This is a genomic window from Dyadobacter endophyticus, assembly GCF_014641595.1.
Classification (GTDB): Bacteria; Bacteroidota; Bacteroidia; order Cytophagales; family Spirosomataceae; genus Dyadobacter; species Dyadobacter endophyticus.
Genome location: NZ_BMIA01000003.1, coordinates 109,211 through 124,029, shown reverse-complemented (window position 1 = coordinate 124,029; position 14,819 = coordinate 109,211). Strand labels below are relative to the sequence as shown.

The window sequence follows — 14,819 nt, the reverse complement described above, 5'->3', positions numbered from 1 at the left end:
CTGCCGTATGGCTTGGCTATTTGTTCTTCTTAGGAATCAGGAACTTGCCTACGAGCTCGCCGTCATCGCGGATCATTTTCAGGTCCAGCTGCTTACGGGTAGCGTGAAGTTTAATGAGCGTTCGCTTGCCTTCGAGCGGCCCGCCACCGATCACGATCGGCCAGTTATGGTCCGCATCGGGCTCGTGCGTCATGTACCTGTGTGTATGCCCGGAAATTTGCAGGTCAATTTTAGCTTTATTTAAAACCGGCCCGAACAGTGCCCGCCCATGTAGGGTACCATGCCAATCACCCGAGTGGTAGGGTGAAATGTGGATCAAAAGCACGCGGAAATCGGCCTTTTTGAACTCTGGTGATTCGATTTCCCTTTCCAGCCATTTCTTCTGCACCTCGCGGTAGCGGTCAAATGCCGACAGACCGCCGTATTCAACGCTATCGTCGGTCTTGTCCTCGCCCGAATCGAGCACGATGAAATGGACCGGCCCGCGTGTGAAAGAGAAATAATATTTATTGTCAGGATAGGCGTAATACTCCGGGATGTGCCGCGAAAAGCTACCCCGGCATTCATGGTTGCCCTGGGTGAGCAGGAACGGGAATTCCGTCGCGAAAATGTCCACCGACGGTTTAATCAAATGATCCACCATTTGCTGCTCTTCGGTTACCCAGTCGAAACAGTCGCCGTTGAAAACCACGAAATCGTAGTCTTTGGTATTACCGGTGTAGCCGTGGCGGTACAGCAGCTGCGGGATGATCTGCGGGCGGTCGTGAATATCATTGAATACAACCATTTTGAACTCATCCTCATTTTGTCCCCAGGTTTTGAAACCGTATAATGGGCTGGCAATGGTTTCACCAAATTCCACTTTCGAGCCTTTATAACCCAGCACTTCCGTGGACACGATCTTGTATTTGTGCTCAGTGCCCGGCGTAAGGTTCGTCAATGTGATCTTATTGATCCGGTTGTTTGCCTCAATGAGCCCATTGTTGTAGCCGAATTCGCGCTTGCTGGTGTAGGTACCCGCACCGTACTCGACCCAGCTGAAACAGTTTTTATGGGTGATCCACATGATGGTGACCTCATCGGAACCCATATTCTGTAAATAGGGGCCGGCCACGAAATGGTTTTTATCGTCAGCGACGGGCGGCGCATCCGCTGCATTGGCAACCTGCGAACCGGCTAGCGGCAGCAGGCTCAGCGCCCCGATCCGAGACATTTTTTCAAGAAACGACCTTCTGTCTGAAAGCATAAAAATTAAGGGTTAGGAATAGTCGGTAAATGCATTACTCCCAATTAGGGTTTTGCGTCAGGTTGGTGTTCAACAGGCGCTCCTGCTTGGGAATCGGGTAAAGGTAATCCCGGTTTTCGATGAATTTCTTGGTAATATGGCCGTTCACGACGATGTTGCCGCCCTTCGCGCCATTTTCCAGCGACACATCGCTGCCCAGTTTCAAAAGCTGCGCGCCTTTAATATCGGGCTTGGTACCTTCGTAGATCACAACGTCAATGGTCCCGCTTTTGTCGAGATCATACTGGCCGGGACCGGGGAAGTACATGCCTTTGTATTGTTTGGTCAAAGCCTGCCCTTCTTTCCAGCGAATAATATCATCCCAGCGGAAGAAATTCTCCATCACCAGTTCAATGCGGCGTTCACGACGGATTTCGAGGATCACACCCAGGTTCTTACCGCTGATCTGCGTGTATTGTGCGGCCTGGTAAGGGTCCGGCTTGGCATTGGCCTGGTCCATGTTGATATTCGGCATGCCTACGCGGTCGCGGGTGAGCTTGGTGGAAATATCGAGATCGGCCTGGGTCAGGTTGCCTTTTTCGGCTTTGGCTTCGGCGTAATTCAGGAGTACTTCGGCGTAGCGGAAAACCGGCATGTCGGTAATGTCCTTCGAGAATGTATCCCATTTGGGTGCCGACACGAATTTGATGAGCTGGTAGCCCGTTACAGTGGCGCCAAACTCCGGTACCAGTTGAGCCGTTTCGCCTATGCGCGTGTACCCCGGCGTGCGGATCGTCTGCGCAAGGCGCGGATCGCGGTTTTGAACTTCATCATAGAACTGCATGGTTTCGTAACCCTTCACATCGGTAAACCGTGAGCCGTCGGCCATCAGATAGCTGTTCACCAATTTCTTTTCCAGGCCCGGGCGGCCATAGGAAGCCGTCATGGTGTAGTAGTTCAGGTTATGGTAAACCTGCAATTCATCGCTGAAATCGCGGGCAAGGATCACCTCGTCGGGGATCGCATTGTCGGATGAGAACAGCTTCATGTAGGCGGTCGCCGGCGTGGCCTTGTAAATAGAATAGCCGCTGTTTTTCATCAGGTCTTCCGAAGCGGAAATACATGCGTCGAGAAACTTGTCGGCATTGGGCAGGTTGTATTCCGGGTGGTATTTGCGGAACGTGCCTTCAAACAAGCCGATACGCGATTTCAATGCCAATGCGGTGAATTTGGTAATGGTGGTCACCTGGCGGCTGGCGTCCAGGTTGGCGATCGCGTAGTCGATATCGGCCATGACGGAGTCCATCACGAGGGTGCGCGGGTCGCGGGCTTTGGTAAGCAACGCCTGGTCTTCAAGCTCGATGGTGGTCGAGTACCACGGCACATCGCCAAAGCGTTTGACCATTCCAAAATAGAAATAGGCGCGGAAGAAACGGGCGAGGCCATTGTATTTGGCTACGGCCTTTTTATCGGGGCATTTGCCGGAATTGGCAAGGAAATAATTGATACTCCGCAAATTACCCCAGCCCCAGCCACCGCCGCTCGTAGGCACCACGCGGGTGCCTTGCAACTCGTCGCGCAAGCTCGTTTTAATCACATTATCTACATCCTCATTGTAGATATCTTCGGCGGACGGCAATGCATTGTAAAAGGAATTGGTATAAAGCAAAAGGTCGTTTTCAGTATTGAAAAACGTCTCCGGCGAGATCGCATCCTGCGGGAGCTGGTCCAGGTCGCAAGCCACCAGGCCGAGTGAAATGGCTATTATGCTAAGTATTTTTTTCATCGGAATTAGAATGTAAGGTTGAGACCGGCTGAAATCGTTTTCGACAATGGATAAGTACGTCCATTGGTTCCGTCGCCGTCGAACTGCTCAGGATCGATGTATTTCGAGCGTAGCGGGGTGTAGGTCAGCAGGTTTTCGCCGCTGATGTAGATCCTCGCCCTCGGAATGCGTACCAGCTTGCTGATGCGCTCCGGAACCGTGTAGCCGATCACGACGTTTTTCAGGCGTAGGTAACCTACGTTTTGAATGTAACGGTCGTTGGTCGAGCGGAGGTCGCCACCGTCGTTAAGGGCCGTGTAGCCGCGCAACACCGGGAAATAGGCATTCGGGTTTTCGGGCGTCCAGATATCGCTTCCGAAATCTTTCGGGATAAATGAGTAGTAGGGACGTGAATAGGGGCCCCAGAACTTATCCGCATTGTTGCCCGGATACCAGTTCCGGCGAAGGATACCCTGTGCCAATGCCGATATATCGAAGCCGTTCCATGAAGCGCCAAGGTTCAAGCCGTAGCGAAAGCGTACGCGGTTGTTGCCCACAATCTTCATATCGCCCGGGTCTGCGAGCGTGTTGGAGCCGTTGTTGATTTTGCCGTCACCATTCAGGTCCACGAAACGCAGGTCACCGGCTTGCAGCTTGCTCCATTCGCCCGGGGCGCTCAGGCGCTGCTTGTTGACGAACGATTGGTCGATCTTGAATGCCTGCGCTTCTTCGTTGCTCTGGAACATTCCGTCAATGGAGTACCCCCACATTTCACCGATCGTCTGGCCTACGTAAGGGCTCGAAAGCACTTTGTTGGGGTTGTCGTATTTGGTGATTTTGGATTTAGAATCCGAAACAATGAAGGATACATTATACGAGAGTGGCTTGCCGGCCAGTTTAACCATATCTGCCCAGGCAATGGACAATTCAAATCCCTTTGTTTGCAAATCACCCGCATTCTGGGTTGGAACCGTCGCGCCGTAAACCGATGGAAGAACCTGTCCGGGGATCAGCATATCCGTGGTTTTACGAATGTAGCCGTCGAATGAAACGTTCAGGCGGTTTTTCAGCAAAGTCGCGTCGATACCGATATTGGAAGTGGTGGCCGATTCCCAGGTCAATCCTGCTGAAATAGGTGCCGGACTGCTCACATATTGTAATTTCTGGCCGTTGGTGATCCAGGTCGATTGCGCCGTAGGCATCATCGGCACATAAGGGTAGAAGCTGGCCGAGCTAGGGTTGTTATTAAAGTTCGGAGGCAGCTGGTTGCCCAGGGTTCCATAAGAAGCGCGGAGTTTCAGGTTATTCACCACATTACGGACCGGTTCGAAGAAGTTTTCTTCGCTCAGGCGCCATCCTGCCGACACCGACGGGAAGAACCCGAAACGCTTGCTCTCGCCGAACCGCGAGGTGCCGTCGTAGCGACCGTTCACTTCGAGCAGGTATTTGCCCTCGTAATCGTAATTGGCGCGGAAGAATGCACCGAAAAGCTCATACTGGTAGGCACCGCCGCCTGAGAGCTGCTCGCCCGTACCGAGGTTCAGGTCGTTGAGGCTTTCCGAAAGCAGATTTTTACGCGAACCGGCCAATACCTGATGCTTACGTGTTTCGTAGTTGATACCCGCTGTCGCACTCACATAGTGTTTGCCGAAAGTATGGTTGTATGCCGAGAACACGTTCACCACATTCTGCGGATCGAACCAGAAAGTTTTCTTTAACTGGTCGGTGTTGTAGTTGGGCACGGTGGTGAGAATGCCCGGCTGGATAGAGTAGGTCGCCACCGCCGAACGGTACCAGTCGTCGGTAATGTAGAACGAATAGGAGTGGTTCGCGGTAAGGTTCCAGTTCTTGGCCAGATTCATCTCTACAGTGTTAATGGTCGTTAGCTCGTGCACTTTCTGCTCGCCGCCTGCTACTCCTTTCAAAAGGTTGGCAAACAAACCGTCACCGATCGAATAGTTGTTTTTCAAGGTGTTGTAGGTAGGCGTGCCATCGGGGTTGCGCGGCGCGTAAATAGGCAACGCGTGCACGGTGATGGCCACGAAGTTGGCATTGGCGCCGCCTTCGAGACCCGGATATTTGTATTTCGAATCGAAATACATGGTATTGTTGCTCACTTTCAGCCAGGGCGTCAGCTGCGCGTTGATCTTGCTGCGCAGGGTATAGGAAGTGAATTTGTCGGTGTTGATCCGCATGATCCCGTCCTTTTCATACACCGAACCGGAGAGGAAATAGTTGATCTTGTCGGTCCCGCCGGAAAGGTTCAGGTTATGCTGGCGCGACGGCTGGCTCATGTTGAATATCGTATTCCACCAGTCGTAGTTACCATAATAGTTGTAAATGTCTTTGCCATTCACATTCTTGGTAACGACCCACGGGCGCGCAGGATTTTCGGTTTTGTCGTAACGACGCGCTTCGATTTCCTTGTAATCCTCCTCCGAATAGCGGGTATAGCTGTTACCGGTCGCGCGGGTAAAGGCCTCATCATTTATTTTTACATAATCATAACCATTGGTCATGAAATCGGTGTTGATGGTCGGTTTCGACCAGCCGAAGTTGTTGCTGTAAGACACGGTAGTCTTGCCGTTTTTCGCGGTTTTGGTGGTAACCAATATCACCCCGAAAGCGCCGCGGGCACCATAAATGGCCGAAGCGGCCGCATCTTTCAATACCGAAACGGACTCGACGTCACCGGGGTTAATGCGGTTGATGTCACCGGGGATACCGTCGATCAGCACGAGCGGCGAGCCACCGTTAACCGACGTCTCCCCACGTACGTTCAAAGAACCTCCCTTGCCCGGCTGGCCTGTGCTGAACGAAATGTTCAGGTTAGGTACCATCCCTTGCAGGATCTGCGACATGTTGTTCAAAGGTCTGTTTTCCAGGTCTTTGGATTGCACCTGAGAAACCGCGCCGGTCAGGTTTACGCGTTTCTGCGTTCCATAACCAACCACAACAAGCTCCGATAACGCCTTATTATCAGCCTGCAAAGTCACATTGATTTCCGTGCGGTTACCCACCACGATTTCCTGCGAAACATAGCCCACAAAGCTGAAAACCAGTGCCGATTCTACATTCGGCACGGTGAGTTCGAACTTTCCGTTGCCATCGGTGGTAGTACCCTGCGAAGTTCCCTTCACAACGATGCTCACACCCGGTAGCCTACCCTGCCCGTCCGACGAGCTGACAGTCCCGCGCACCTGGATTTCGGTGGGCAATACATATTGATGCAATTTTTCTTCCAGTTCGGGGATCACCGATTCTTCCCGGCTGACGCGCGTCTTCGCGAGCACGATCTGGTTATTGATTACTTTATAATTAATTCCTCGGGGCGCCAGCAACTGGTCCAGAATCCTGGAAAGCTTCTGGTTCTTCACATCGATGGTCACGTTTTCCTTCACAGAAACCCGGCTGCTGTACACAAAGCGGGTATTGGCACGGGTCTGGATCTCATTCAGGGCCTGTTTGAGCGAAACATTGCGGAGCGTGAGCGTCATGTCTTTGCTCAGCACTGACTGGGCCGCAGTTTCCTTCGCATAACTGCCGGCTGCGAGCGAGACGGCAAGAATCCATTGAAGCAGTCCAATGCGCATAATTTTTCGCCAGTCGACCGGCTTGTTACGTACTGTTTTTTGCATAATTTTGATTGTCTGATGGTTAGGCACTGTTGGATAAAACATCCTTTTGAAACGGTGGTACGAAGAAAAAGGATGGCACTGGGGCCGGGTAGTGGTGGTACACTTCCGGCCTTTTTTACGGTGGTACGGACGGGTTCATAAGTTTGTGGGCGTATTAGAGGTTAGTCACATGGTTCTCCGTTTATAGTAATGTGATTATCTGAAATGGTGTAGGTTACATCGAGCGAGGTACAGAGGATTTCAAGAATGTTGGGGAAAGTCTGCGACTCGAAGTTGGCCGTGAGGCCGCACTTGGCAAGGCCGGGATTCGTCAGTGAAATCGATACGTTGAAGCGTTTTTCGAGCTGTTCGATCACTTTTTTGAGTGGTGTTTCTTCAAATACAATGGTAACCGGCTCGTAAATCTCTTTTTTGGCCGGCAGCGGCGATGTTTTTGAAATAAGACGTTTTGAATCCAGTTCAAACAATGCCTGCTGCTGTGGTTTCAGGACCACTTCCTGTTTGTCCAGTTTTTTGTCGTATGCGGTCACCTGCACGCTACCCGTCACGACATCCACCTGAAATTTTTTCTGACTTTCGATCGCCTTCACGTTGAAGCTCGTTCCCAGCACCCGAATAATCATATCCCCGCTTTTGATATTGAAGGGGTGCGCCTTGTCTTTTTTGACATCGAAAAAACCTTCTCCTGAAAACTCAACAAACCGCTTGTTGGTGGCAAATGCGGTATGATACATAATGGTGGATTTTGGATGCATGGTCACGACGCTGCCATCCGGAAGCTTGTGCCGGACGACCTGTTTGCCGGTATTTTTGAAAGTGGTTACAGGCAATGCTTTTGACGGATCCGATTTCGCCCCTTTGACAGTAACCTCCGGTAATTGTACAGTTTTAAGGTTTCCGGCAAAGAAAATACCCAAAGCAACGAGTATAGAGGCTGCAATTCCCGCCAGCCAGTGCCAGGGTAACCGGTGTACCGGCCGTTCTTCTACCATATTCAGTTCCCGCCGGATGTTCCCGAATACCTCCTGTCGTATTTCATCCTGTTCGGTATCGGGCAGATGGTCCAGATAGCGCGGCTCTCCCTGCAGCGAAGCATACCATGCTTCGACCATTTCTTTTTCTGCGTCGGTGCATTCACCGGACAGGTATTTTTCGAGTAATGCGGGCGGAATACCGTTTGGCTTCATGGGATCGGGGATGTTATCAACCCAGAAGTCGCGCGCGGGAAAGGTAACCCTTAGTGGTTTTTGAGATTTTTTTTAAAAAGAAGAAAAAAGGACCAGAGCGCAGATCATATGCTCTTTCAAATGTTCTTTGAGAATGCGTAATGCCTTCGTAATGTGCTGTTCGACAGTCTTTTCAGAAATGTTCAGCGCTTCGCCAATTTGTTTGTTGGAAAGACCCCGGCGGCTCATCGTGAAAACTTCGTGGCATTTAGGGGGGAGTAAATGGAGACCTTTCTCGTAGCGGTTTTGCAGATCAGAGGCCAGGGTAGGCTGATCGGCGAAATCGGAAGTTTCGGCATGGTGGATTTCCCACTGGCCGTAATGGTGCTGGCGGGTGTATTCTTTGCGGTAGAAAGATATGATGAGTCGTTTGGCAATCGTAAACAGGAACGACCGGCCGCATTGAACCTGGTTTTGGCGGCGTTGCTGCCAGATATTTACAAAAAGCTCCTGGACAATCTCTTGCGCCGCAAACCGGTCGTTGACCTTCGAGTAAGCGTAATTGAACAGGCTTTTGAAATAGCGGTCATATAGCTCCGCAAAGGCCAGCTCATCGTCCTGCTCACTGATCAACGCAAGGATATTTTCATCGGAACAGGTAGCGTAGAAGTTGTTCATCATGAAGATAGCCTTTTAATAATCTGATATTCTCGCTGAGAAGCGGAACAAAATTCGTACTTAAATTTGTGACTTAACTCTTTAAACAGATTAAGTATTATCACTCTTTTTTTTACTTTCTTAACATAAATTTAACATTTTCCGGGATATGCGTGGGAATGTTTTTTGTAGCTAATTAAATGAATAACTATCCTCAGGCCTCACGGATCCTCGTGGCCATCGACTGCATTATTTTCGGATTTGACGGCAAGGATATCAAGCTGCTGCTGATTAAGAGGAATTTCGAACCCGAAAAAGGTAAATGGTCGCTGATGGGCGGCTTTCTGAACGTCGACGAAGACCTGACCGACGGCGCGGCGCGTATCCTATATAATCTTACCGGTCTCGAAGATATTTACGTGGAACAGCTCGAAACGTTCGGTAAAGCGAATCGTGACCCCGGCGAGCGGACGGTTTCCGTCGTATTTTTTGCATTGATCAAAATCGATGACCATGATTCGGAGGCTGTCAAAAGCCATAATGCCTCCTGGATCACACTCGACGCGCGTCCGAAACTTATTTTCGACCATGAACAAATGGTGTTACGCGCCATCGAACACCTCAAATACAACGCGGCCTTGCACCCGATCGGCTTCGAGCTCTTGCCCGAACGCTTCACGATCCCACAATTGCAGAAGCTTTACGAAGCCATTTACACCATACCGATCGACCGCCGGAATTTCAGTCGCAAGCTTCTTTCCACGGGCCTGCTCATCGATACCGGCCAGAAAAACAACAACAGCGCCACCAAAAAAGCAACGCTTTACAAACTCGACGCTGAGCGGTATAAGACCAAGTTTCATTCGTTCTGGAACTTTATGCCGGATTCGATGAAGAGTAATTGAGGGAGGAAAGGGAGGAAAGGGAGGATGGAGAAATGGGAGGGTGGAGAAATGGGAGGGTGGGGCGAAAATCGCTTAGCGATGTAGCATTGGTAGACCCGCTGGCGTAAATCTCTTGATTTGCACATACTATTCACAGGCTTCCGCGCCTTTTCTCCCTTTCCTCCATCCTCCCTTTCCTCCTTTCCTCCATCTTCCCTTTCCTCCTTTCAATAAAATTTAAATTGTGTCAATAATACACTAAAAACAATTTTATTTATATTTGTTAGCTGATAAGTTAAATAAATGCGTCAAATTGGTCTGAGAACATCCGAAACCGATATTTATGGGAGAGAATTACGTTATTGGTATCGACTTCGGTACCGACTCTGTGAGGGCATTGGTGGTCAATGCGAACACGGGCGAACAGGCTGGGACGGCCGTGCGGGAGTATCCCCGCTGGAAGCAGGGCAAGTATTGCGATGCCAGCGTTTCGCAATTCCGGCAGCATCCGCTGGATTACCTCGATAGCCTGGAAGGCGCTGTTCGCGACGCGTTGGGCCAGGCCTCGCCGGCGGTAAGGCAAAAGGTGCGGGGTATCTCGGTGGATACGACGGGCTCGACGCCCGTTGCGGTAGACAGGAACGGCACGCCGCTTGCATTGCTTCCTGAGTTTGCCGAAAACCCCAACGGCATGTTTATCCTCTGGAAAGACCATACCGCCAATGCGGAAGCGGAGGAAATCAACCGGCTGGCACACAATTATGATATAGATTTTACCAAATATGTAGGCGGCATCTATTCTTCGGAATGGTTTTGGGCTAAAATATTGCGCACGCTGCGCGTAGACGAGGCCGTACGCGAAAACGCATTCTCCTGGGTGGAGCATTGCGACTGGGTTTCCGCCGAGCTTACCGGCATAACCGATCCGCTGCTTCTGAAACGCTCCCGCTGTGCCGCCGGCCACAAGGCGCTCTGGCACCAGGATTTCGACGGACTGCCATCCAATACATTCTTTAAGGAACTCGACCCGCTGCTCGACGGCTTGCGCGACAGGCTTTTCGCCGATACCGAAACTTCGGACCGCCCGATGGGCACTATCTCGAAAGAGTGGGCCGCGAAGTTGGGCATTCCCGCCGACGTGGTGATCGGAGTGGGCGCTTTCGACGCGCACATGGGTGCCGTAGGCGCACTTATCGAACCCTATTCGTTATGCAAGGTGATCGGTACTTCTACCTGCGATATGCTGGTCGCCCCGAATGAGGAAGTCGGGCATTTACTAATCAAAGGTATTTGCGGGCAGGTCGACGGCTCCATCGTGCCTGGGATGCTGGGTATGGAGGCCGGGCAATCGGCTTTCGGAGATATTTATGCCTGGTTTTCCAAACTGATCGTCGAACCGGTGCGTGCCTTGCTGGGGGAGGAAGAGGCATCTGAACTTTCGCAGAGACTGATCCCGCATTTGGCGGAGCAAGCTGCAAAGTTGCCAGTGACTCCGAATGATATAATCGCCATCGATTGGCTGAATGGCCGTCGTACACCCGACGCGAACCATACGCTCAAAGGAGGATTATTGGGCTTAAACCTGGCAAGCGACAGTACCCGCGTTTTCAAAGCGCTGGTAGAGGCTACCGCTTATGGTTCCAAAGCAATCGTGGAGCGCTTCCGGAACGAGGGCGTACCTATTCATCAGGTGATCGCCATCGGAGGCGTGGCGAAGAAATCCGCATTTGTGATGCAAACGCTGGCTGATGTCTTGAATATGCCTATTAAAGTGGCAGCCTCCGAGCAAGCCTGTGCACTGGGGGCGGCAATGTTCGCTTCGGTAGCGGCTGGCGTTCATTCCAACTTGCAGGACGCGCAAGGGGCGATGAGCTCCGGATTCGACGCGGTATATGAGCCGCGGGAGGCGCAGTCGGCGGTTTATCAGCAGCTTTATCAGAGATACCTGGAAGCTGGGGTTTATATCGAAAACGATTTTTTACAAAAAGCACATTTACAATTTTCCTGATGCTTGATTTAAAACAGTTTGAAGTCTGGTTTATCACTGGAAGTCAGCATTTGTATGGCGAGGCGACGCTCCGCCAGGTCGATGAACATTCGCAGATCATTGCCCGGCACCTCGGCCAAACCCCGCAAGTACCTGTGCGGGTAATTTTCAAGCCGGTTGTCAAATCGCCGGAAGAGATTTACAACATCATTCAGGAAGCCAACAGCACCGTCCATTGCATTGGCATCGTGGCCTGGATGCACACTTTTTCCCCCGCTAAAATGTGGATTAGGGGCTTGCAGATATTGCAAAAGCCATTGTTGCATTTGCATACACAATACAACCGCGACATTCCGTGGGCCGAGATCGATATGGATTTCATGAACCTGAACCAATCGGCGCACGGCGACCGAGAATTCGGGTTTATGATGACGCGTATGCGCCTCAACCGCAAGGTGATCGTGGGACATTGGCAGCAGGATCACGTCGCCGAAGGCCTGGGCCAGTGGGCCAGGGTAGCGGCTGCCCGCCACGATCTGAAAGGTGCTAAATTCGTCCGGTTCGGCGATAATATGCGCGAAGTGGCTGTGACCGACGGCGATAAGGTAGCCGCGGAAATGACTTTCGGCTTTTCGGTCAATACTTACGCGGTAGGGGACCTGGTTGCGGTGATCGACCAGGTTTCCGACGCGGATATTACTGCATTGGTCGCTGAATATACCGATACTTACCAGCTAGCTGCCGGTCTTGAAAGCAGTGGCCAGCGCCACCAGGCCTTGCGGGATGCCGCGAAGATCGAGCTGGGTTTGAAATATTTCCTGAAAGACGGAAATTTCAAAGGTTATACCAACACTTTTGAAGACCTGCACGGGATGAAACAGCTGCCGGGCATTGGCTCGCAGCGGATGATGGCGGCGGGTTACGGCTACGCCGGCGAAGGCGATTGGAAAACATCAGCCATCGTACGTGCATTGAAAGTAATGGCCAGCGGTCTGCCGGGCGGCAACTCGTTTATGGAGGATTATACCTACCATTTTAACCCATCCAATAACCTGGTACTCGGGTCGCATATGCTCGAAATTTGCCCCAGCATCGCGAAGGGTAAGCCATCTGTTGAGGTCCATGCGCTAGGGATAGGGGGTAAGGACGATCCTGTACGCCTCGTGTTCGATGCACCAGCCGGACCTGCGGTCAATGTTTCACTCGTGGATATGGGTAATCGTTTCCGCTTGCTTGTGAACGAGGTAGAAGCCACTGAGGTGACTGAGCAATTGCCGAAACTTCCCGTAGCGCGCGTACTTTGGAAGCCGCAACCGGACATGCAGACAGCCTGTGCGGCCTGGATTTATGCCGGTGGTGCGCACCATACCGCTTTCAGCCAGAACCTTACAACCGAGCATATCGAGACTTTTGCGGAAATGGTGGGTGTGGAATTGGTGGTGATTGATAAAAATACTACCCTGCGGCAACTGAAAAACGAGTTGCGTTGGAGCGAAGCTTATTACAGATAACCCGAAAATGTCAAAATATCAATATCTCAAAGAGCAGGTTTACGAAGCCAATATGGAAATCCCGCGGGAGGAACTGGCGATCGTGACCTTTGGCAATGTAAGCGGCGTCGACAGGGCTGCGGGCGTGGTGGCGATCAAGCCGAGTGGCGTTCCCTATCACCGGTTGAAGGTGGAGGACATTGTAATCGTGGACCTGGATAATGTCCTGGTGGAGGGCAATATGCGCCCGTCATCGGATACCAAAACCCATACATTGCTTTATAAAAACTTTTCCTCGATCGGGGGCGTGTGTCATACGCATTCTACGTATGCGGTGGCGTGGGCGCAGGCGATCCGGCCCATTCCTAACCTCGGTACCACCCATGCCGATCACCTGACGGCCTCAATTCCTGTTACGGAAATAATGTCGGATGAAAGAATCCAGCGCGATTACGAGCTCGAAACCGGAAACCAGATACTCGATTTGTTTGGGGAAGGAAAACTGAGTTATGAAGAAGTTGAAATGGTGTTGGTGGCCTGCCACGGCCCCTTTACCTGGGGGAAAGACCCCGCCAAGGCGATTTACAATTCAATCGTGCTCGAAGAGATCGCGAAAATGGCTTACCTCACGTTACAGATCAATCCTGCGGCGGTGGCCATCAAACAGAGCTTGTGCGATAAGCATTATTTCAGAAAGCACGGCAAAGACGCTTATTACGGGCAGGGGTGCTAGCATATGGGCTGCTTAGTTCTTTTTCGAACGGCGGCTGGCAATGTTGCGCATCTGCTGCAATGCTTCCTGGCGGGTCATCGCTTTTTCGTTGGACTTGGCTTCCTCGATGGCGTCCTTGGAAAAACGGCCTTTCAGCAGGTTGAAAATCGTGAAAATCATATTGTTTGTGCTATTCGGGACGGTAACCAATTATCTACCCAAACTTACCAAAGAACGCGCTATAAAAAAAGAGCTGCCGGTGTTCCCATTCACCGGCAGCCTATATTATGAACGTTGAGTATAATAAGTGCTTTTGTTGTTGATCAGGAAAGCGCTTCTTTACGCAATTTCTTTCCGGGGTGAAATTCGTCTTTTATCCAGCGTACAAAATTGTGGGAATTGGTTTTGTAAATCTCCATGGATAAGGGCTTGATACCACTGAACTCAACCTCTTTAACGTACTGTGCGTGCAATTTCAAAATCTCGGCCAGGGTCTTGCTATCAGTTTTCATTAAAACATTGTGTTAAGGTTTACACTGGTTGTACGTGACTTCACAATAAAGATGTACCCGCCCCTTCCTAAAATCTTTTAATATTTAAAAAATCCTATTATTGATTTGAAACATTATAGTGATGTTTCAAAAACAGGTTTCCAGCGCCACATTGTTTGAAACAGTGGTGGCCCGTATTGTTACATAATAGGACAGATTGTGGAGGTATAGTTCGTTTCGTCCGTCAGCTTATCGGCTTGACATTCAACAGATAGGGGTAAATGTTAGTACCGACTTCTTAAAAAAGTGCACAAAGGCCTTTTCAGGTCACACCAGGGTAATTGCAAAGGACAAGTGGATTCTCCGACTGTCCATCTACTTTAATGTACTAAAAAAATTATACTACGGGTGTCTAGATGGCCAGCTTCTTTTTCAGGAAAGGGATTTCGAGCGGCTTGGGGAGCAGATCGATGATGTACTGGCTGGCTTTGGCCTTCTCGATGTCCCGTGTGTCGATGGTCGAGGAGAGCATGAAGATCCTGATCTTCTGCCGAAGCGTTTCAGGTAACTGTCCGAACTCGTCGATGAATTCGAAGCCGTTCATGTCGGGCATCTGAAGGTCGAGAAGGATGATGGTATCAGGGAGGTTTTCGGCCTGGCCGATAAGGTGCTTGAGGGCGTCGCGCGCCGAATTGAAGGTTTTGACTGAACTCGTAATCCCGCTTTTAATTAATAACTTTTCGTAGATGAACAGGTCGAATGCGCTGTCATCTATCAAAAAGAAGTTAAGCAGTGGCTCCATGT

General features: G+C 50.9%; 12 protein-coding genes. 4 read left to right on the top strand and 8 right to left on the bottom strand.

Annotated features, from left to right (window positions below; translation table 11 throughout):
• Positions 1 to 16 precede the first annotated feature (16 nt).
• The 5 genes from IEY24_RS20300 to IEY24_RS20280 form a co-directional block, all read right to left on the bottom strand.
• Positions 17 to 1,246: a purple acid phosphatase family protein gene (locus IEY24_RS20300; protein WP_229222760.1), complete on the bottom strand. Its 1,230-nt coding sequence runs from the start codon at positions 1,244 to 1,246 to the stop codon at positions 17 to 19.
• Positions 1,247 to 1,280: 34 nt separating this feature from the next.
• On the bottom strand, positions 1,281 to 3,011 hold the full coding sequence (locus tag IEY24_RS20295) for a RagB/SusD family nutrient uptake outer membrane protein (protein ID WP_188935489.1): 1,731 nt from the start codon (positions 3,009 to 3,011) through the stop codon (positions 1,281 to 1,283).
• A gap of 5 nt (positions 3,012 to 3,016) precedes the next feature.
• Complete coding sequence (locus tag IEY24_RS20290) at positions 3,017 to 6,628, bottom strand: TonB-dependent receptor (protein ID WP_188935487.1); 3,612 nt, start codon at positions 6,626 to 6,628, stop codon at positions 3,017 to 3,019.
• A gap of 161 nt (positions 6,629 to 6,789) precedes the next feature.
• Complete coding sequence (locus IEY24_RS20285; RefSeq protein ID WP_188935484.1) at positions 6,790 to 7,815, bottom strand: FecR family protein; 1,026 nt, start codon at positions 7,813 to 7,815, stop codon at positions 6,790 to 6,792.
• 72 nt (positions 7,816 to 7,887) lie between these two features.
• Positions 7,888 to 8,475 (bottom strand): RNA polymerase sigma factor, encoded by a 588-nt coding sequence (locus tag IEY24_RS20280; RefSeq protein ID WP_188935483.1) that lies wholly within the window; start codon positions 8,473 to 8,475, stop codon positions 7,888 to 7,890.
• 176 nt (positions 8,476 to 8,651) lie between these two features.
• Here IEY24_RS20280 and IEY24_RS20275 point away from each other — a divergent pair, with 176 nt between their 5' ends.
• The 4 genes from IEY24_RS20275 to IEY24_RS20260 all read left to right on the top strand — a co-directional run bounded on the left by IEY24_RS20275 (position 8,652) and on the right by IEY24_RS20260 (position 13,545).
• On the top strand, positions 8,652 to 9,356 hold the full coding sequence (locus IEY24_RS20275; RefSeq protein ID WP_188935481.1) for an NUDIX hydrolase: 705 nt from the start codon (positions 8,652 to 8,654) through the stop codon (positions 9,354 to 9,356).
• Between the two features lie 322 nt (positions 9,357 to 9,678).
• A complete protein-coding gene (locus tag IEY24_RS20270) occupies positions 9,679 to 11,343 on the top strand; it encodes a ribulokinase (protein ID WP_188935479.1) in 1,665 nt (554 codons plus the stop codon).
• Complete coding sequence (gene araA / locus IEY24_RS20265) at positions 11,343 to 12,833, top strand: L-arabinose isomerase (protein WP_188935477.1); 1,491 nt, start codon at positions 11,343 to 11,345, stop codon at positions 12,831 to 12,833. The genes IEY24_RS20270 and araA overlap by 1 nt, the downstream gene beginning before the upstream one ends.
• A 7-nt stretch (positions 12,834 to 12,840) precedes the next feature.
• Positions 12,841 to 13,545 carry an L-ribulose-5-phosphate 4-epimerase gene (locus tag IEY24_RS20260; RefSeq protein ID WP_188935475.1) on the top strand — a complete coding sequence of 235 codons (705 nt, stop codon included), beginning with the start codon at positions 12,841 to 12,843 and terminating at the stop codon, positions 13,543 to 13,545.
• 12 nt (positions 13,546 to 13,557) lie between these two features.
• Here the strand turns inward: IEY24_RS20260 and IEY24_RS20255 are convergent, their stop codons facing one another.
• The 3 genes from IEY24_RS20255 to IEY24_RS20245 form a co-directional block, all read right to left on the bottom strand.
• Complete coding sequence (locus tag IEY24_RS20255; protein WP_188935473.1) at positions 13,558 to 13,704, bottom strand: hypothetical protein; 147 nt, start codon at positions 13,702 to 13,704, stop codon at positions 13,558 to 13,560.
• A gap of 143 nt (positions 13,705 to 13,847) precedes the next feature.
• Positions 13,848 to 14,036 (bottom strand): hypothetical protein, encoded by a 189-nt coding sequence (locus tag IEY24_RS20250; protein WP_188935471.1) that lies wholly within the window; start codon positions 14,034 to 14,036, stop codon positions 13,848 to 13,850.
• 391 nt (positions 14,037 to 14,427) lie between these two features.
• On the bottom strand, positions 14,428 to 14,817 hold the full coding sequence (locus tag IEY24_RS20245) for a response regulator (protein WP_188935469.1): 390 nt from the start codon (positions 14,815 to 14,817) through the stop codon (positions 14,428 to 14,430).
• Positions 14,818 to 14,819 lie beyond the last annotated feature (2 nt).